The sequence below is a fragment of the Enterococcus sp. XAF26B05_ASV22 genome (assembly GCF_056727285.1).
Map to the genome: position 1 here is coordinate 1,966,831 of NZ_CM161538.1, position 18,337 is coordinate 1,985,167.

Annotated in this window: 21 protein-coding genes; 5 read left to right on the forward strand and 16 right to left on the reverse strand. The window is 29.3% G+C overall.

All coding sequences use genetic code 11. The features are described 5' to 3' along the window. Window positions 1–80 precede the first annotated feature (80 nt). From AC1PU0_RS09750 to AC1PU0_RS09770, 5 genes are all read right to left on the reverse strand, one after another. Complete coding sequence (locus AC1PU0_RS09750; RefSeq protein WP_479998250.1) at window positions 81–1,016, reverse strand: T7SS effector LXG polymorphic toxin; 936 nt, start codon at window positions 1,014–1,016, stop codon at window positions 81–83. Window position 1,017: 1 nt separating this feature from the next. Next, a complete protein-coding gene (locus AC1PU0_RS09755; RefSeq protein ID WP_206849504.1) occupies window positions 1,018–1,353 on the reverse strand; it encodes a DUF3958 family protein in 336 nt (111 codons plus the stop codon). After that, the gene (locus tag AC1PU0_RS09760) at window positions 1,353–1,649 is read right to left on the reverse strand and encodes a TIGR04197 family type VII secretion effector (protein ID WP_479998252.1); all 297 of its coding nucleotides are present in this window, start codon (window positions 1,647–1,649) and stop codon (window positions 1,353–1,355) included. Before AC1PU0_RS09760 ends, AC1PU0_RS09755 begins: the two co-directional genes overlap by 1 nt. A 302-nt stretch (window positions 1,650–1,951) precedes the next feature. Continuing rightward, entirely contained in the window at window positions 1,952–2,887 is a 936-nt protein-coding gene (locus AC1PU0_RS09765; protein WP_206849451.1) for a CAP domain-containing protein, read from the reverse strand. Between the two features lie 218 nt (window positions 2,888–3,105). Continuing rightward, window positions 3,106–3,327: a hypothetical protein gene (locus AC1PU0_RS09770; RefSeq protein WP_206849452.1), complete on the reverse strand. Its 222-nt coding sequence runs from the start codon at window positions 3,325–3,327 to the stop codon at window positions 3,106–3,108. A gap of 124 nt (window positions 3,328–3,451) precedes the next feature. Here AC1PU0_RS09770 and AC1PU0_RS09775 point away from each other — a divergent pair, with 124 nt between their 5' ends. From AC1PU0_RS09775 to AC1PU0_RS09790, 4 genes are all read left to right on the forward strand, one after another. Beyond that, window positions 3,452–3,769: a hypothetical protein gene (locus AC1PU0_RS09775; protein ID WP_206849453.1), complete on the forward strand. Its 318-nt coding sequence runs from the start codon at window positions 3,452–3,454 to the stop codon at window positions 3,767–3,769. A 45-nt stretch (window positions 3,770–3,814) separates the two neighbouring features. Further along, window positions 3,815–4,306, forward strand: a complete 492-nt coding sequence (locus tag AC1PU0_RS09780; protein ID WP_206849455.1) for a site-specific integrase — start codon at window positions 3,815–3,817, stop codon at window positions 4,304–4,306. Between the two features lie 210 nt (window positions 4,307–4,516). Next, on the forward strand, window positions 4,517–4,678 hold the full coding sequence (locus tag AC1PU0_RS09785) for a hypothetical protein (RefSeq protein WP_479998255.1): 162 nt from the start codon (window positions 4,517–4,519) through the stop codon (window positions 4,676–4,678). A 35-nt stretch (window positions 4,679–4,713) separates the two neighbouring features. Next, window positions 4,714–5,145 carry a hypothetical protein gene (locus tag AC1PU0_RS09790; RefSeq protein ID WP_479998256.1) on the forward strand — a complete coding sequence of 144 codons (432 nt, stop codon included), beginning with the start codon at window positions 4,714–4,716 and terminating at the stop codon, window positions 5,143–5,145. A 453-nt stretch (window positions 5,146–5,598) separates the two neighbouring features. Here the strand turns inward: AC1PU0_RS09790 and AC1PU0_RS09795 are convergent, their stop codons facing one another. The 6 genes from AC1PU0_RS09795 to AC1PU0_RS09820 all read right to left on the reverse strand — a co-directional run bounded on the left by AC1PU0_RS09795 (window position 5,599) and on the right by AC1PU0_RS09820 (window position 15,085). After that, window positions 5,599–8,589: a DNA methyltransferase gene (locus AC1PU0_RS09795; RefSeq protein WP_479998257.1), complete on the reverse strand. Its 2,991-nt coding sequence runs from the start codon at window positions 8,587–8,589 to the stop codon at window positions 5,599–5,601. A gap of 339 nt (window positions 8,590–8,928) precedes the next feature. Further along, complete coding sequence (locus AC1PU0_RS09800) at window positions 8,929–9,318, reverse strand: hypothetical protein (protein ID WP_479998259.1); 390 nt, start codon at window positions 9,316–9,318, stop codon at window positions 8,929–8,931. Between the two features lie 496 nt (window positions 9,319–9,814). After that, window positions 9,815–10,513, reverse strand: coding sequence for a hypothetical protein (locus tag AC1PU0_RS09805; RefSeq protein ID WP_479998261.1), 699 nt, complete (start codon window positions 10,511–10,513; stop codon window positions 9,815–9,817). Between the two features lie 34 nt (window positions 10,514–10,547). After that, window positions 10,548–12,443 carry a DEAD/DEAH box helicase family protein gene (locus AC1PU0_RS09810; RefSeq protein WP_479998263.1) on the reverse strand — a complete coding sequence of 632 codons (1,896 nt, stop codon included), beginning with the start codon at window positions 12,441–12,443 and terminating at the stop codon, window positions 10,548–10,550. A gap of 2 nt (window positions 12,444–12,445) precedes the next feature. Further along, window positions 12,446–14,368 carry a DNA methyltransferase gene (locus tag AC1PU0_RS09815; RefSeq protein WP_479998264.1) on the reverse strand — a complete coding sequence of 641 codons (1,923 nt, stop codon included), beginning with the start codon at window positions 14,366–14,368 and terminating at the stop codon, window positions 12,446–12,448. 105 nt (window positions 14,369–14,473) lie between these two features. Continuing rightward, the gene (locus tag AC1PU0_RS09820; RefSeq protein ID WP_479998266.1) at window positions 14,474–15,085 is read right to left on the reverse strand and encodes a recombinase family protein; all 612 of its coding nucleotides are present in this window, start codon (window positions 15,083–15,085) and stop codon (window positions 14,474–14,476) included. Between the two features lie 218 nt (window positions 15,086–15,303). Here AC1PU0_RS09820 and AC1PU0_RS09825 point away from each other — a divergent pair, with 218 nt between their 5' ends. Beyond that, window positions 15,304–15,513 carry a hypothetical protein gene (locus AC1PU0_RS09825; protein ID WP_479998268.1) on the forward strand — a complete coding sequence of 70 codons (210 nt, stop codon included), beginning with the start codon at window positions 15,304–15,306 and terminating at the stop codon, window positions 15,511–15,513. Here the strand turns inward: AC1PU0_RS09825 and AC1PU0_RS09830 are convergent. From AC1PU0_RS09830 to AC1PU0_RS09850, 5 genes are all read right to left on the reverse strand, one after another. Further along, entirely contained in the window at window positions 15,508–15,801 is a 294-nt protein-coding gene (locus tag AC1PU0_RS09830; RefSeq protein WP_479998270.1) for a helix-turn-helix domain-containing protein, read from the reverse strand. The genes AC1PU0_RS09825 and AC1PU0_RS09830 overlap by 6 nt on opposite strands. Window positions 15,802–16,107: 306 nt before the next feature. After that, complete coding sequence (locus AC1PU0_RS09835; protein WP_206833972.1) at window positions 16,108–16,254, reverse strand: hypothetical protein; 147 nt, start codon at window positions 16,252–16,254, stop codon at window positions 16,108–16,110. Between the two features lie 18 nt (window positions 16,255–16,272). Next, window positions 16,273–16,443 (reverse strand): hypothetical protein, encoded by a 171-nt coding sequence (locus AC1PU0_RS09840; protein ID WP_479998272.1) that lies wholly within the window; start codon window positions 16,441–16,443, stop codon window positions 16,273–16,275. 449 nt (window positions 16,444–16,892) lie between these two features. After that, window positions 16,893–17,084, reverse strand: a complete 192-nt coding sequence (locus tag AC1PU0_RS09845; protein ID WP_206849496.1) for a hypothetical protein — start codon at window positions 17,082–17,084, stop codon at window positions 16,893–16,895. A 174-nt stretch (window positions 17,085–17,258) separates the two neighbouring features. Continuing rightward, complete coding sequence (locus AC1PU0_RS09850; RefSeq protein ID WP_479998273.1) at window positions 17,259–18,032, reverse strand: DUF4839 domain-containing protein; 774 nt, start codon at window positions 18,030–18,032, stop codon at window positions 17,259–17,261. Window positions 18,033–18,337 lie beyond the last annotated feature (305 nt).

Consider the following 18,337-nt stretch of genomic DNA (forward strand, 5'->3'; position numbering starts at 1 on the left):
CGTTTACTTGCTTCAACACTTCTAGCAGAATTTATTGCTTCTACCGCAGATTTACCGACTTTTACTGTTCCAATAACTTTTCATATTATATCAATACCTTTACCTATTTTACCAATGTTTCCTAATATCCCACCAAAAGCCGGTGACAATGGCATTTCATTTCTCATTACTTTTACTTCTTCAACTTTATATTGGTCTTTACCTAGATAATCTTTACATTTTTCTAATTGATTATAGAGATTAGAATGCGCTTTTGGTGATACAATTTTTCCATCTTTCATTAAATACCAATTTTTTCTAGTTCCTAAGGTACTACAAATAATGGTATAGCCATTTAAACTTGCAATTGTTTGTTTCATTTCTCGATTCTTTGCTTCTTGCTTCATTTTTTCTCGTTGCTGCCATCGTGCATTAATAGGGCTTGCCCATGTCATGTTTAACCGACCAATGTCAAAAGTTCCTGAAGCTGAATTCCATGCTTTACAATCCTTAACTTGTGCTAAACCATTATTAAATTCTTGCTGACAAGCTTCATATTCCGCAAAAATACTGGCTGAACGGGCATTATACGCATGGAATTTTTCCAATTGTTCTCTCTTTTTTGAGATTACATCACAGGCATTCATATATCGATGTTCTAAATCTGGTCGCATAGTTTTAGCCACATGCATTTGTCTTTCTAATTCTCGTTTTAATTGTTCAAACCGCTGAATTTGGCTTTGAATTTGGTCTTCGTCTGTATCAATGCTACTAACCATTCCTTGGTAATCGCTTAACAATCGTTTATGTGCACTTTCAAGTGCCTCTCCAGTTAAAATGGCAGAACGACAAAGTGGTGTATACACAGTACCAAAGTAACTTTTTGCTGAATCATAAGCTTTACCAGAAAGTGGTGCAGATAAAAATTGTGAAATACTGCTTTGCAATGAGGAAATTGCTTGATTCGCTTGATTATTCATACGAGAAGCTTCATTTCCTTGTTGCTGTATCTCTCCTACATAAAATTTTAACCCCATCCTACTGCTCCTTTTCTTTCACTTGCTCTTTTCTTTGTTGAATGTACAATTCTTCTTTATCAATCAGTTGTCTTCTAATATTTTTCAGTTCATCTTCTTGTTCTTCCAATTGCCGTTGTGCTTTTTTGGCTAAAGAGAAACTATCTTCTCCTCTGCTTTTAAAATACTGACGTTCTTCTGGAGGACTTGTTTCTACTATTTCTGAGTAAAGACGTTGTTCCTCTTGTTGTAGAGAGAAAAATTCTTCTTGTTGTTGTTCAACAGAACGAATTTCTTGTCTTATTGAATCTTGTTCATCTTGAACTTGACGGATTTTTGTTTGATAGTCTATCACCATTACTTAAACCAACTTCCTAAAGAATTAGATTGAAATTGTTGGGAAGCTTGTTGGTCTATAGTAGCAAAGTCTTTTGCGACTGAATGAATAGCGTTACCTGCCGACACAATGCTTGTAGATAGTTGTTTTAATCCTTTTCCGTAATTAATTGTGGACGTTTTTGCTACTTCATTTCCAGAAATATTCGTTCTTGATGCCACACTCGTAGAGGCATTGATACTATTTAATGCACTAGCAGATTTGCTGAAAGAAGCGGATACACTGCCTGCAACAGTTATACTACTTTTAACACCCATCCTTTAACTCCTCCTTAGTTTTATAAATACAACTTCTTATCTAACTTAATATCTAATTATATCAATTTTTCAATTTTTATGTTCTCTTTTTTTGTCAATTTTCGAAAATTATTGTTTCTTATTTAGAATAGCTATCTATTATCCAATTAGACGTTATATAACTCGTGGTTACTATTCTAGAATCATTTTAATAAAGTTAAATTTGAAATCTGTATAGTTATTTTAAAAGCTTAGCAGCGACTTTTAAGTTTGCTCTAAAAAAGAGGTAATAAGCATTTACACTTATTACCTCTAGTTTTTTGTTAATAATTTAGATTGTTAATTGCTTGTTGCAAAGCTAGTACAGCATTATCAATATCCGACTGATTAGCATCAAGACTATCATAGACAAATTTGGCATCAGCTAATTTAATCATTACAACCGACCAACTATGCACACTATAATTTGATTCTTCCAATGTTAATGCTAGATTGTAGGCTTCTAAAAGAAGATTTTTATTTACTGATGGAATTTTTTCTTGCTCCTCAGCTTCTTCTTTGGCTCCAGTATCTGCAATTTCCTCAACAACTCGTTCCGCTACTTGACTAGTTTTTTCTGTTAGTTCTACTACTTCTGTTCTTTCTTGTGTTACTTCCCCAGTAGTTTCAGTTGTTACTTCTGCCTCAGATGTTGCATCTTCAGTCTCACTTGTTGCTTTTGGTAATTCTTCTGGGGTTTCTGTATTTTCTTTAATGTTAAATTTTAATTTTTTTTGTGTATCTTGTATTTCTACACTACGACTTGATTTTGTCGTGGGTTTATTGTAATTTTTAGCACCCAAAAATACACTACCCATTGTGTATTTACCACTACCATTATCTTGTAAGTGAATACCCACACTACCCTCATTTAGTCCATTTAATAGTAAGTTTACATTATGCCCTGGACTATTAATCCATGCATTATCTACGATGCTTGCACCGTTTTGGGCTAACCATTCCAATGAGCTAGGATTGTTATACATACCAATGTTTTCACAGAAAACTACTTGGTCGTATCCATAGTCATACGGTGCATCTGCTCCATATTCTCCATTTGGTCTAGTGTGTTCATACAGTTCAAAAATTTCATTAGAGCGAACATCAGCTCCTTGTTGTAGTGCTGTTTGGTTATTAAGAGAGATTAATCCATTATTGTTACGGTGTTGATTGATTAATGCCAATGCTTGGCTTGCAATTTGGGCTTCTACTGCTGACACATCTTGTACTGGAGGTGTTACTTCGTCTTTAACATATACAAATTTAATTGTTGTGTTACCATTTACTGTAATTGTTTGTGTAGCTTCTCCTTTTAATGTATATCCTTCAATAGTAGTAGCATTCGCTGTAAATGATGTTCCTTTTTTTTTGATATCCTCAATAAATTTATTCGTTAGTTTATTAACAAATTCTAGGTTATTTTTGCAAGAAATATAGACTAATTTATTATCATTGTTTTAATAACTTTTATATTTTCAACTTTTCCAGTTTTAATTCTGGTTGTTAGACCCACAACTACACCATTTCTTCTGTTGCCATTCTTATCAACTAACTCTTTGTCTGACATTAATTCTGCCCATAATTCCTCACTTGTTAATCCGCTTTCATTATTTGCTAGTAACATATTCATTTTTTCTAAAACTTTTGCTGTTGTACTCATTTTTTAGTCCACTCCTAAAATTTTTATTGCCCTAAAGCATCTACAGATTAACTCTCATGTTATCTTAAGTCAAATCTATTATTTTCAATTCTATGGTGGTATAATTTTTTCGAAGAGTAATTACATGGCAAGTATATCTACAGCAAAAAATAATACATGGGTTTATCAAGATATTTTTAAATACCCTGATGGCAGTACTAAAAGACATACCAAACGACTTAGTAAAAAAGAATTCAAAACCGAAAAATCAGCAATAAAACAAGGAGAAATATGGGCAAAGGATAAGCAATATGAAATTAATACAGGGTATGCTGGCAATGAGCAATCAGCCACCTTAATGGATTTTTATAACATTGATTGGTATCCATTAAAAACACAAAATAAAACACAAACTACTGATAGATATATATCAACTTTACTCAAGTTTCAAATACTAAGATAAAGAATTTAAATACTAAAATATTGGATTTTCCATCCGAAAGCGCACTTGAAAATCACAAAAAAGCATTATCTAACCTACTTACACTGGCAAAAAAATATCAATATATATATACAGTACAATCCTGTCAAAGAATTACAAGTAAAGGATTTTGCAAAAAAGGAAAAAATAACCCAAACAGCAATCACTCGCAACTCTTTCACTAAATCACAAGCAAATCTTCTCTTAGAGTACTTAGAAAAATATGAAGAGGACAAGCAATTTTCTCGTATGATGCAATTAATGTTATTAACAGGCTTGCGACCACAAGAACTTTGTGCTCTGGATATTCATAAAAGTATATCTTTAGCAGAAGATTCTATGGAGTCGAACCTTTATCATCTATCAATTTTTCAGGCAATAAAAACTGTAAGTGGTATAGGTACAATTATAGGTGCCACTAAAACAACAAATAATAGGCATGTTTATTTTCCCACTCGAGTTTATAAAATTATAGTTGAGCAAATTATTTATAAGGAAAATGAAAAAATAAAATTTTGAACAAACCAAAAAAAGAAAGAAGAAAGAAGAAATTTTGGTTGGGAAAAAGATAAGGATGCATACTTTTTATTTAGCCATTCAAAAGGCAAACCTTATAAACCTCAACGAATCGGTAAAAAATGGACAAAATTTATTCAGAAAATTCCTAATCTCCCCAAGTATCAACTTTATTCGTTGAGGCATACATACGCTACTTTGATGTTATATTCCATGCATCAAAATAACAAAGGTGAAAATAAAAATTATGGTACAACTCTGCAGGCAATCGCAGATAGTTTGGGACATACTATCGATGTTTTTATTAAATACTATGTCCACTCGCAAGAGGAATTCCAGAAAAAATTAGCTCATGTCGACTTTTTAAGAAACTAATTCAAAACTTCATATACTTTAAGGAGATATAATAGATGCTTGAAGAAATTCTTTCTTTTGCACTCTTAGCTGAATTAGAATTACTAACTAAATCAACTTATTTAGAAAAATTAGATTCTTACTTCATCACAAACTCCAATAGTGAAATATTATTAGAGTTAGAATTCATGCATGAAAATACTAATGATGCAATCAACAAAATCTTTAATAGCTATCTCGATAATCTAGACTTACAGCTTTTTGGAAAACTGCTGTTCCAAAATATAGAAAGCATCTATTTATCAAATGAATTCACTATCAATGAATTTGCTCAAAAAATGTATTTACTTTGGAATTTATATATACCTTATCCTATCAATGAAAAAGAACCCTTTTGGACGTTAAGCTATGCTGATGATTGTTTATCTTATGGAGATGGAAATCAAACAAGATTATTATATGAAAAAGCATTCAAATATTATCATTGAATCTACCACTATCTGTTATCTAAAAAATAATGTTTTGAATAAAAATTGCATCACTTCGCGCATCAGAACTTTTATACAGGCATAAAAAAAGAACCCTAAACCAACTAAATCAAGGTTTAGGGTTGAACTATGCGGCCAAGAAGACTCGAACTTCCACGTAATTTAGTTCGATTTTCCGCCTTGATAAACCGCTATACATCAGCATTCGTAAATTAGAGTATCTTATCATTTCTGTTAAAATTATACATATTCCAACAATTTTTGCATCAGTTTTGCATCAGTAAAAAATTATTTTTAAAAGATTCTTCCGTTAATTAATCTTTTAGTTTCAACATCTGTTTAAATCCTCAAACTTCTTTTCTCACATTTTTGAGTATCTTATTGCATCATTATTGCATCTAACAAAAATTAAAAAAAGAAAACATCTTAATTTGCTAAATCATACTGGGTAAGCTAATTTTGTTCTGTTTCATCACCATTTTTTTTTATTTTTTTTATATGATGATATATCGTTGCACTTTTAGTATTGAATTTATCAGCTATTTCTTTTTGAGTCATTCCTGAAAGATAGAGTTCTTTCACTTCTTCAGTATTAATTTTAACCCGCTTTTTCTTTTCTGATTTTTTTGTATTGTTTTCCTTTGATGAATCAATGGTAGACTTACTTTTCTTCCTATTCGAATGAACAGCATCCGATTCTTTTTCTATACTTTTGCTTTTCTTCGCAACTACATTTTTTTCAGCCTCTTTACTTACTTTCACCTGCTCTATCAAAGCGTTCTTATTCTTAAAAACAACACCATTTTTATTTAATTTTGCCAAATACTCCATTTTATCTTCCGCATATTTATAATCATTTAGCGTTAAATAAAATGTTTTTAAATTATCCCCATATCTTTTTGTTGTACTACCTTTTTCTGACACCATAGTATATTGAGACAGTATTTCTGAATCTGCAATATCTAAATCATTTTTAATGTTATCAATATCCAACCGTTGTATTATTTGGTCTATGTTGGATACCTCATCATAAAAATTTAAACTCCCTTCAATAACATAGATAGTTTTAAAATCTTTATAATGTTTAAAAGAATAGGAATCATTAAATCTTTTCCGTTCCTTTTTTAATTGCTCTATATCCATAGAAAGTAAGTGATTACTTTCATATAGCTCATCAATTGTGTACAGATACGGTAATGGAACTCCTTTTAATTTAACCAACTCTTTTGTAAAGTGTTCATAACTTTTTAAAATATAAGTAAAAAGAACATAGAATTTTTCTTCTTTTTCATAACTCTCTTTATTAAGCAACTCTTTTTTTAATTTAAACTCATAAACAAGTAAATCCTGAACTAATTGATGTAAATAGCTCAAGTATGCATTAACACTGTCAATTTGTTCATCATCATTTATTTCTTTATAGTTATCAAGTCTGTGCCTTGCCAAATCCAGTTGTACAATATAGTCTGCAGGTATAGTGGCTATTTTACTAAACCGAACTGCTCTAGCAAACACATTAAACTCATCTACAGAAAAATTATTTTCCTCAAACAACTGAATTGGATTTCTAGAAGATAGACCAAAGATTTCTTCAAACTCTTTAGTATTATAGATATTAGATAAAGCAGTTAAAATAGCTCTATCCCTTTCAGTTTGTTGCACTTCATGAAATGTCACTTCATGCTTTTTCTTACGTTCACTTAGTGATTCTATAAAATCATTTAAAAATTGAACTCTTTCCTCTATATTTAACATACGAACCAATGGCATATAAAAATAACGATTCATTGCTTCTTTTGATGATTTATTTGTAAGTGAGACTTCATATATAGCATCTTTTGCGTTTAACTTAAATGCTTTTTTATTGATTCTTCTTCGAAATTCGTGTAAACGAATATTACTTCTTAACATCATGTACGTATCCAACTCACATGCTACTGATGTCCTATTATTTTCATAAGCAGCTAGAGAAATAGAACCACTACCACTAAACGAATCTAAAATAACCCAATCTTCAGCTGTAAAACGTTGTATAATTATATCAAGCAGATATGCTGGTTTAGTTGTTGTATGAATCACACCATTCGTATTATAGATATTAGAAGGAGAATCAAAAATTTCTCTTCCATTTTTCATTGCTTCACGAATTAGTTCGTGACTTTTAAATTTCTTATTTTCAAATTTATCACTAAGCGAAATATCAATCGACCCATTTTTTAAAATACCAGTATCCCCTAAAAAAGAATCTTCCCAATTATTTACAGCCAAAGCTATATATTCTGATTTTCTTTTTTGCGTTAAGTGAGCAGTTGGACTTAACTTCGTATATTCTAAATAAGGTAATACTGTAAAATTAAACTCGGGATACCTCTCATCTTTTGAAACATCTTCAATGGCCTTATTAATTTGAGGTATATTTTCGTATAAATTAAAAAATACAATAACAGCATCATCTTTTATTGTATGAGCAACAGATTGAAAATACCCTTTAAAAAATTCGTATCTTTCCTCTTCATTTAAAAAAGCATCCCAAGCTTTATTATTGTAATCGTAAAAGTAGGGACTATCCGTTATGATTGCATTAACAGAATCAGGTTCTATTTGTCGATGTAAATCATGGAAATCCATATTACAAATTCGATTCCTTGCTGTTCCTTTTAAATCACCCTTTTTCAATTTACTAAAATAACCTGACTCAAATTCTGTAAATTGAGTTTTCGTCTCATTTTTATATTCTTCTAATACCTCTTCAAATACCAACTCAACATTTTCAAAATTTTCTGGCTGAATATAAAAAACAAAATTAAATATATCCTCTGTCAATTGAGTAAACTTATTTTTCATTATTTTTTCAAAAATATCTATGTTGCTATTATTATCATAGTCAAAATTTGGATTGGTCTGAGTAAAATCATTGAGTAAGGTATTGTATCCTTCATAGATATAACTGAATAAAATAGCTTTTACAGTTTCTTTTTTTTCATTTTTAAACGTTTTATTTGTTAAATCATATGTCTCACTCAAACTATCCTCTCGAAGTAAAACACATTGAGCAACAATGTCTTTGAATGCTCTATTTAACTGATGTAATAGTTTTCTGTAAAATACTTTTGTAGCTACCTTCTCTTTAAGTGTTTGTTTGCTTGAAGGTTTAACACCTAAATTCATAAGAATTATACACTGAAGCATGAACAACTCCTTAGTGCTAAAATAATCCCCAGTTGAATATAATATAAGGTCTAATTCATCAATTAAATATTCCTCTTCTAAATACTTTTTTTCTTTATCAGAAAAACTTTTTGAAATATATGTTTTGTTTTGAATTGTATTATTCCCCAAACTTTTTAATTTTGGGGATTTGTTACTCTTAATTTCATTTAAATCATATACACGTTCCTCCTTGTCTGTCATTTCAAATAAATACTTATCTATTTCAATTTCCATCTCTATCAATCCTTTCTCCCTCAATTTCCTATCATATTGATTATATCCTTTCATTTCAATTTATAAAAGAAATTTTGCACTTCTATTTTTTGCAATATATCTACTTAAAACCATCTTTTCAACTCCCTCAAACATCGATTGCTTTATCTTACTGTATCAGTTAATATCTAAATTTTGAGAAATAAAAAAAACCTATTCTAAAAAGACTAGGCTCACCTCTATCAACTTTTTTAATATAATGCCATTGCTCTTGACCTACCAACTATACAGGTAGAAAAATCATGGTTTTTCTTTAGTTCATCCATATGTATACAAGTAGATACCCTACTTGTAATTATTTCATTGACAACCAATGGTAACATTGGTTAATCGTTTATCCGTAACAGCTTTTTTAATAATTGTAGAAATATTGTCTTCTCTACTACAAGGTACTCCAAGCTCAGCGTCTCCACCTAAACTAATGTATAATTGCTCCACTCCAATAAAAGCCTCATCTAATATCATTACTGTTCCTATTGCATTTACTACGAATTCAACCCATGATTTTTCATCCCATTCGCTTTTTAAAAGACTATCTACCCCAATCGAATACTCAAATTCAGTAAAATCAAACATACTTTGACCTTTTTCAAACTCTTTATAACTTACTTCTGCTCCTACACATTTCTCTCCACTATACATATATAGTGATACCACTCCAGTTTTTGTTTCAAAATTTTCAATATTCATTATTGTTTCCTCCATTTTTAATTTTTTTACATGGCTTGTAAAGCTCACCTTTCTTTATTATTTTATTTTCCCCATGTAGAAAATAAGATATGTAGTTGATTTAAATTTCGGAGGAAATTCTTGTTGTTCCTTAACTTGTATCGATAGTATAACTCCTTTTTTTAAAATTGCAAGTCTATTCTTTAAAATATTATTATCTTTCTCTAAATACTTCTTAAGACCACGTATAAAAGCCTGCAAATCAGCATTTATAAAAATATTAAATGAGTTTAAAAAATAATTTATAATATAAAAACAATGTATATGTTTGTTTTTTTAATCAATATGGTCTCAATATTTTAAATTTGAATATTGTAGGAAAAAAACACTTGAGGTCTCTTATAGAGAATTTCAAGTGTTTTATTTTTTATTATAGTTTAATTAGCACTTCTTGTGTTTCTAAATTATATATCCATTATCACAATGTTACTCTTTCTTCAGTTCATTTATAAAACAGTTAAAACTCGCTTAACAATTCTATTTTCCCATCTAATGGTTGACCATCGTATATTTTTTCAGATAATTCATCGATAAATACTCTTCTATTCATTTTATTATAGAATTTAATACCCATCAATTGGACTTCTTCATTTTCTCCAATAATTTGAATATCTTCCCCATTGACTTCATACAACATTTGTTGTTTCCATGCATCCTCTTTTTCTCTATCTTCTCCTTTAGGTTCAATATAAATTTGATAAACAAATTCTGCATCAGATAAATAGAGGATAAAATCTGGCATAAAGCCTCTAGGGCCATTAAACTCAGTTAATTTAAATCGAGTTGCTTTTTCATCATTTCTTATCAAATAAACTTCATTATATTTTTGTTCTAATTCATGAATAAAATTCCCCATCAATTCAACCAAATTATGTTCTAATCGATTCATGATTGCCTTTGTATATATAAACCAATCTTTTCCATTCATTGGCTTTTCTTCGATTCGTTGTGTAATATGTTGCCCACTTTCAAATGTAGGAACAATTACTTCGTAATCCTTAACAACTTCACGAATTGGAATTGCTTTGAATCTTTTTAAACCAATTTCTTTTTTGTAATTTCTTCGAATTTTCTCTTCACAGAAACGTAAAAACGAATCAACTATTTCTAGCTTTTCATTGGCTGTCAATCCATTAATTTCTTGTTCTTTCGGCAAAGATACCGTTACTGATACTCCCTTGAAATAGTTCTCACTTGTTAACAACTCTTCTTTGGAAAGAAGTAACGGTAAATAATTTTTTAAATTTGAGAATTGATAAAATGGATTCCGTCTGCAATGCTTTTTTAAAGTAACGCCTATCGACATTTAAAGGTTGTTCATGACGTTCTATGGATTGTTCTTTAGTTTCTTTGTTTTGTTGAACTTCTATTGTAGAACTAATAAAGCTAGTCACCCATTCTTTCGGAATGGTGAATTTATCCAAAGAACCATAATCTTCTGGAGTTGTTTTTCTTTTTTCATTTAAGTATAAATTTCCTTGTTTAAATACTTGCGTATTTTTAAATGAATTTTTTACTTTCGTTGAAAATACTTGAACTGATTCATCACTTGCAGAAATTAAATTTACCGCATTCATTGATTTTTCCAAGTTGGCAATATACCCTTTTTCATTTATCGTATGGTAATGTAATGTTTCTAAGAAACGTAAATCATTCGCTGTATTATCAAATCTACGAGTAAAACTTCTTTCTCCCTCATATTCATAAGGGAAATATCTTGCTCCACGTCCTATCAACTGAGCTTCACTATCCGTAGCTGTTCTTGTTGTTCCTGCTCCTTCCGATATTCGTACAATATCATAAAGATTTAATACATCCCAACCTTCATTCAGTTTTGCTACTGCAAAAATAACACGGATTGGATTATTTATATTTTCTAGGGTATTTAAAAGAACAGCATTATCTACACTTAACATATTTTTTTCATTTGCATTTAAAATATTACGTGGTTCAAAATCTTCTTGGATTTCCCGAATAAGACTATCTAAATCTTGTTCAAGATAATAGTTGAACATTTTAAATAGGGTTGACGTTGGTTCTACTGAACTTTTTCTATTTTTAATATATCTTCTTAATTCTTCTACAGATAAGTTTTCAACTATTGTACTAAACTCTTCTTGTTTGCTTTCAGATATTTTAATTTTATTCGATTTAAACATAATAATCGGTTTAAAATAATAAATCTCATTTTCTCTTGCAATCAGTTTTCGATATTGACTTAACAAAAGAGCATCCTTCATTTTTTCTTCATCATCTTCTGATGATTGTAAACGCAATACATTTTTAGAATACCCATCATTCATAAATTCTCCTAAGTCGTATTTATAAATGATTTTATCACTGTATTTTTGCTCTATTGTTTTATCATCCATATTAATAGTTGCAGAGAACTCAAGTAGTTTATTGTTTGTACGTAAATATAAAATTTTATTTATTGTATTTTCCCAAGAATTTTCATCTTCTTTTTCTTTTTTAGTGGAAGCATTAAAGTGATGAGCTTCATCGCCTAAAAGAATAATATCTTCATCCTCTAAACTATCCAGTGAAATACCATTTTCTCGTGGTTTTGTTAATTCACCATGAATCTTTTGAATAGTGGATAATTTTAAATAAATGGTATTTTTATCTTTAACTGCGGGGAAATTCTCAACTGCTTGAATCTCAACCTTTTCTCCATCAATCACTATACCTTCTGGATTGAACAAGTATTTACTAGAAGAACTGTTTAACATATTTTCTTGTGTTTTTTTAATAATGGCATCTGTATTAACTAAAAAGATAAAATTTTGATACCCTAGTTCTTTGTAACAATACAACATTAAACTAGCCATGACCATAGTTTTACCAGAACCAGTTGCCATGTTAAATAGCAACTGCTTTCTTTGGTAGCCTGCAGTACTGATGTTAGCTACCAAATTATCGTCTTGCATAAATTGAAACCGCCTTAAGGCTTTTTCTTGATAATCACGTAATTCATCTTTTAAATTTACTTTTACGTATTCTGGTACCTCATGAAGATTTTCATTTAAGTAGAATATATTGGACATCTGGTTATCTAACCAATCATATAACCGTTCCTTAGCCATGTTTATTCACCTCCATCGGTATAGAAACTACGATTGAAAGCTTTATCGTTATTAGAAACAATTACATTTTCATCATCAATTTCAGAGTATGGAACATATAGCTGATTCTTATCTAAAGCTTTTTTAAAGATTTCTTTCTGTTCTTCAAAAGTTAAATCATCAAATGTTATAGTATCCAGTTCTTCATCTCGTTGTTTTAGTAAATCATTGGTTAGCTTTTCTTTATCCAATTGAAAATTCAAATCTGCATTATTTTCTAACTCTATCCATAATGAGCCTAACTCATCTTTATTTGATACTTCTTCAATTTTATCAAGATATAATTGGTTAAACTCCATTAATTCAGCATAAACAAATGAACTTCCACCTTCCCAATTAACTTCTTTCGAAATACCATCCTGTTCTCCTTCAATAACCTTTTGTAAACGAGGAACAGAAACTGTATTAATATAATCCATTTGTTCAATTCCAATGAATCTTCTATTCATTTTCATTGCGACTGCTTGAGTAGTTGCAGAACCCATGAAAAAGTCTAAAACAATATCATTTTCGTCAGTAGATAATTCAAATGCACGTTGAACTAAATTTTCAGGTTTAGGATTTTCAAAAATAACCTCTCCAAACAACTTTTGTTGATGCTTTGTTGCATTAGTGGTGGTATCTGTCGTTGACCATATAATACTATCAGTATTTAAATCATTCCAAATAGTCGTCGCTGCCTTCCCTTTTCCTTGTTCAATGGCATCTTGTAGATATACTTTGAGTTGAGGTTTACTGTTTCCACTACTTCCAAATCTTATTCTATTTCTTTTTAATAAATTTTTATACTCTATTTCTGTCGTTCGCCAATGTCTACCTTGTGGAGGTAAATAGGCTTCTCCAGTATTTGGATTAACTATTTCATAAGACAAATTTTTTCTAACATTTGGGGCATCGAAAGGTTCTACTTTAAATTTACCTTGTTCGTCTTCTAGATTAAATCCCTCTACATCTAAGGATAATCTAAAAGATTGCTTATCTATTTTATTCTTTTCTGCAGAATATACAAGTACATGATTACTTGATACTGAAATTAATCCATCACTTGATACAGACTTTCTAGACTGCCAAGTAATGTCTGCTATAAAATTCTGTATTCCAAAAATAGAATCACATAAAACTTTAAGATAGTGTGCTCCATCATCAGATATTGTAATAAAGATAGTACCATTAAACATCAATAAATCCTTGGCAATTTCCAATCTATTTTTCATGAAAACTAGCCATGAAGATAATTTAAAATTAGAATTATACGCAAAAGTATCGGCTGGTTTAGAATTATCAAAAAAATATGGAGGGTCTATAAAAATACATTTAATCTTTCCAGAATATCGCTCTTTCAGAGAATGCATAGCTAACAGGTTATTGCCTTTGATAATTACATTATCGTTATCACTGAATGAATCAACTTTTTGTTCCCCTTTAGCATCATATTTTTTCACATTTTCAAAGATTTTAGGTGCTAACAAGGTATCTATTTCATCTCTTGCAATAATATCATTATAAAATATTTCTTCTTTTCCAACTTCTTCTTTTGTCATTCCACCTTCTAGAACACAATCTTTATATGGAAAATTTAATACAACATCAGTATTATACTGTAGATATTTTCCTTCAGTAGATAAACCAATTGTATTTGAATACTTAGTATAACTATCTGCCCAATAATCTTTGTACCTTAATAAATCAATAAATTCTTGAACCTTAAAAATAAGAACATCCCCTGCTTGTACAGAGTACACTTCTTTAATTTTCTTATTTTTTAATAATGATGAAATAAGCATTGCATCATATCGTTTTAAATCATCAATAACCACAGTACGTTGCAGTTCCTCACCGTTCCAATATTGTGGAAATTCTTTTAATATCTCTTTAATTTGTTTCATTAGGTTAGTATCCAAATTGAATCTCCTTCACTTTTAGTATGTACATTATCCTCTTTATTATATCGCTTTATACTCTTTTTAGAAAGAAATATTAAACACATTTTTTTACCGATTAATTTCATTTTTTATCTTATAAATTGTAGTTCTGCTTACTCTTAATTTTTTAGATAGCTTCTTAATGCTAATATTAGATTCTAATCCATCAATTATCGCATCATAAACTAATTTATCTTTACCAACTGCATATTTGTGATATTTTGGTGGCCTACCTTTGTAAACACCATTCTTCTTTGCTTCTGCTATACCTGCCTCTTGATTCGTTTTAATTCTAATTCGTTCTTCCTCTACCATCCAACTCAAAAGCTCGAATACGATATCAGATATTAACTGACCCATTCCCTCCATTTGTGTATATTGCTTGGTATTAAGGATAGACATATTTAAAACTGTAATATTTACTCCTTTGTCCCTTAACATTTTCCAACAGTTTTTAATATCCTCTCTATTACGAGATAATCTACTCAAATCAGAAATAATTAATTCATCATCTATTCTTAAAATATTGATTAATTCTTGCCATTTTGGTCTATTAAAGTCTTTTCCTGATTCTTTATCTATGTATATACATTTCTCTGGAATTTCTAATTTATGTGCTTGTTCTAGTTGTCTCGCTTCATTCTGTTCTTTTGAACTGACACGAATATAAAAAAATTTCATTTCACTCCTCCCTTTTTAAGTTTATTTAATGAACACCCAAAATGGATAACAACTCCTATTTAAATTTTAAAATAAAGTCTAAATTTTTAAAACATGAGTATTTGTCCACCATGGGTATACTTAAAAAATACTTTCTTCTGTTATTTTTAATTTGTTAGTTTCTTTTACGTTACTTTTTTGATAACATTAATTATCAAACTTTAAAGGGGAGCATCACCATGGAATTTCCTATCTATAAAATCGGAAAAATCGTTAATACATATTATCAACTCGGCTATTTTGAATCTGATTCTTTAGAATCTGCTATTGAAAAAATGATGAACGATTCTAATACTTCTTTTGGAATCAATGTTCAAATAGATAACAACGAAGTAATTAACGAAATTACTATTAATAAAATTTTGGATGAAATTATTGAATCATTATGATTCTCTTAGCTTTTTAAATTTACGATTGATTGTTCTTTCTGATACTCCAATAATTTCTGCGATTTGTTTTTGTGTTAACATACCACTAAGCCATTTTCCATAAGATTTTTTCAATGTTTCATCACCGATTTTAGCTGGTCTTCCAATTTTTTTGATTGATTCCTGCATTCCTTTTTTTATTTTATTTCTTCTTTTCCATTCTTCTTCAGTTATTGAATCGTATCCAACTCCTTTACTTTTAACAATATATATCGGATTATGGGGTATTATTTTTGCTACATCATCCATATCATCACCTCCTATTATCTTATTGTCCGTTTCAATAATAGTTTTATTTCAACATTGACCTAAGACAAAAAGAATAATTTTGAGATAAGACATTAATGTAAAATATCATCTCTATATTTTAATTGTTGGTGATATTTCCGTTTTTGAGATTAGAAATGCTCCGTTTTTCGATAAAAATACTCCTAATTTTTAATCTTCATCTGAAATGTCATCTCTGATGTCACCTCATTAAATCAGACATAAGGAAGATTTTAAATAAAGAAAAAAGACACGTCATTATGACGTGTCAAATTTAATTACTATGTGTTATTTTAAATTTTTTAGTATTTTTTTGAATATAGAAACTGTAAATTTATTAATATTACGTTCTTCCAGTTTACCACTTAAAAAATCTTGCTGTTCCATTTTTATTATTAATTCGTACATTAATTGTCTATCTTTTTTGTTTAACATCCCCTTCCTCCTTTAATTTCACATATTTATTGTATACTTATCATCTAGTAAATCCGATATAAATCTACGTAGTACATAACTATACGCAATACGTTCTTCTTCTGTTGATTCCCCACTATCTAAATCCTGTACCATATCTCCTAATAATTTTTTTACTGCTGGGTCTACCGTAATAGTCCATAATTCCATTTTTATCCTCTCCTGTTGTCTATTTTTTAAATCATAACTATGGACACATCTAATTTTTATAAATCTTTTTGTCCTTGTTTTTTAACTATACTTACTACTATGTTTCAAGCTTTCCTCTTATTATTGCTATGTACTTTTTCACTCAATTAGACTTTGTTCATTGGTATTTCAATTCCTCCTCTAATATTTCCTTCTATATAAAAAATCCCCCATCCTTTATATTATGATGAGAGATTTGTGATTTATCTATGTATTTATATATCTACCTTATCTATATGTATAACTGATATGTATATATAAAGACTCCCTTCAACTCTTTGTTTAAAACGTTTATAAACGTTTTTATTTTTAAAGATTAAAACCTTAAGTTAAGTATACCATCGTTTTTTTACTACAGTCAAATTAAAATGGACATGTTAAATAGTTATTTTATTGTCATAAATTTATTTTTAAGTATTTAAATTTTGACAGTGTTTATCCTTATTTTCTAGTAATTTTTTAAATAAACCTATTACAAAATAATTTATAAATTCTTGTTCCATTTCAGTTATTTCTTCATTTTCCAATTTGTAAATTGCATATATCATTCCTATTTTTGTTTCTTCGGTAAATTTCACTGTATATAATTCGTATAAATCCATAAATATCCCCCCTATGTAATTTAATTACTTGTTTCAGTCTCTACTTTGTTTCACAAATTTTTTGTCCATGTGGGGTAACATTTACTCCTTTTTTAGTTCAGAAGTATTTACATAAATTACAAAAATAAATAAAAAAAGATACGTTAAGAGTAGTTAAACGTATCTTTTCTTAATTTATCTAATTCTTATTTCTATAGGCGTTATCATCACAAGGTCAGCATCCTCATTGTAACTGTCAACTGTTGCAATTATACGTATATTAAGACCTTCTGAAATGGAGTCAGGTATGTTATCACCTGTTAAATGTAAATCGTAAGTAACATTCTTATTGTTAATTTGAAAATTAGCTCCACTACTACCATTAGGGTCATAGTTACCAGGTGTTATTAAGAAATCATATCGAGTTTTATTATTTCCGTGTAAAGACATGTAAGCAATATTTCCATCAAACTCTACTTTACGATTTTTATATTTTTCTGCAAATTCTTTGTAGCCTTTATAATCATCAATACCTGTTAACACATTTACAAATTCTGAATTATTTTCAACAGTAATAATTCCATTATCTGCTTTTTCTTCTATTTTTATTTCTTCAGAAGAAGAAGAAGGTTCAGACTTCTTTGGTGAGTTAGACGTGCTATTTTCTCTTGCTAAAGAATGACTACTACTTTCCTCTTTAGAATTAGAAGATGAGCTATCTTCCTGAGGAAAAACATGATAAGTTATTACTACTTCCGCAGTTTTATCAAAAGAATCACCTTCTTCAAATTTTGTATCACCATCTATAGATATAGAATCTACATCGCCTTCTTTAGAAAACAAACCTATTTTTAAGTCAGCTTCTTCTTTTAATAGAATGTCCTCAAATCCAGCTTTGTTGAAAAGCTTTTGTACATCTTCATAATTTTCTTTCTTTAATTCTTTTGCACTTGCTGGAGTTTTTATCATCGTATCTTCTTTTTTCTCACTATTGCAGACCAACCAATATAAAACTAAAAAATATTACCACAATAGTAAACAAAAAACCTTGTTTCTTTTTCATCTTATTAATCTCCTCGTGATATTCATATGTAACGACCATTCATTTAATTATAATTAATGCTAACATGTCATTAATAATAGTGTTCTACTTCTTTATTTCATAACTTGATAATCTCTTATAGACTTTCCCCTGTATATATAAAAACTCCCTTCAATTATTTTTCTTTTTTTATTCATAATGTGTTTATTTTTTTTTAAATCTAACTGTAAGT

What these genes read in the sequence shown, in the direction of transcription:
- AC1PU0_RS09840 (WP_479998272.1), bottom strand. Translation starts at nt 16,443, where the DNA reads ATGGAATTATGGACTATTACGGTAGACCCAGCAGTAAAAAAATTATTA.
- AC1PU0_RS09795 (WP_479998257.1), bottom strand. Translation starts at nt 8,589, where the DNA reads ATGGAAATTGAAATAGATAAGTATTTATTTGAAATGACAGACAAGGAG.
- AC1PU0_RS09825 (WP_479998268.1), top strand. Translation starts at nt 15,304, where the DNA reads ATGGAATTTCCTATCTATAAAATCGGAAAAATCGTTAATACATATTAT.
- AC1PU0_RS09850 (WP_479998273.1), bottom strand. Translation starts at nt 18,032, where the DNA reads ATGATAAAAACTCCAGCAAGTGCAAAAGAATTAAAGAAAGAAAATTAT.
- AC1PU0_RS09845 (WP_206849496.1), bottom strand. Translation starts at nt 17,084, where the DNA reads ATGGATTTATACGAATTATATACAGTGAAATTTACCGAAGAAACAAAA.
- AC1PU0_RS09820 (WP_479998266.1), bottom strand. Translation starts at nt 15,085, where the DNA reads ATGAAATTTTTTTATATTCGTGTCAGTTCAAAAGAACAGAATGAAGCG.
- AC1PU0_RS09790 (WP_479998256.1), top strand. Translation starts at nt 4,714, where the DNA reads ATGCTTGAAGAAATTCTTTCTTTTGCACTCTTAGCTGAATTAGAATTA.
- AC1PU0_RS09755 (WP_206849504.1), bottom strand. Translation starts at nt 1,353, where the DNA reads ATGGTGATAGACTATCAAACAAAAATCCGTCAAGTTCAAGATGAACAA.
- AC1PU0_RS09830 (WP_479998270.1), bottom strand. Translation starts at nt 15,801, where the DNA reads ATGGATGATGTAGCAAAAATAATACCCCATAATCCGATATATATTGTT.
- AC1PU0_RS09775 (WP_206849453.1), top strand. Translation starts at nt 3,452, where the DNA reads ATGGCAAGTATATCTACAGCAAAAAATAATACATGGGTTTATCAAGAT.
- AC1PU0_RS09800 (WP_479998259.1), bottom strand. Translation starts at nt 9,318, where the DNA reads ATGAATATTGAAAATTTTGAAACAAAAACTGGAGTGGTATCACTATAT.
- AC1PU0_RS09750 (WP_479998250.1), bottom strand. Translation starts at nt 1,016, where the DNA reads ATGGGGTTAAAATTTTATGTAGGAGAGATACAGCAACAAGGAAATGAA.
- AC1PU0_RS09785 (WP_479998255.1), top strand. Translation starts at nt 4,517, where the DNA reads ATGCATCAAAATAACAAAGGTGAAAATAAAAATTATGGTACAACTCTG.
- AC1PU0_RS09760 (WP_479998252.1), bottom strand. Translation starts at nt 1,649, where the DNA reads ATGGGTGTTAAAAGTAGTATAACTGTTGCAGGCAGTGTATCCGCTTCT.
- AC1PU0_RS09835 (WP_206833972.1), bottom strand. Translation starts at nt 16,254, where the DNA reads ATGTTAAACAAAAAAGATAGACAATTAATGTACGAATTAATAATAAAA.
- AC1PU0_RS09770 (WP_206849452.1), bottom strand. Translation starts at nt 3,327, where the DNA reads ATGAGTACAACAGCAAAAGTTTTAGAAAAAATGAATATGTTACTAGCA.
- AC1PU0_RS09810 (WP_479998263.1), bottom strand. Translation starts at nt 12,443, where the DNA reads ATGGCTAAGGAACGGTTATATGATTGGTTAGATAACCAGATGTCCAAT.
- AC1PU0_RS09815 (WP_479998264.1), bottom strand. Translation starts at nt 14,368, where the DNA reads ATGAAACAAATTAAAGAGATATTAAAAGAATTTCCACAATATTGGAAC.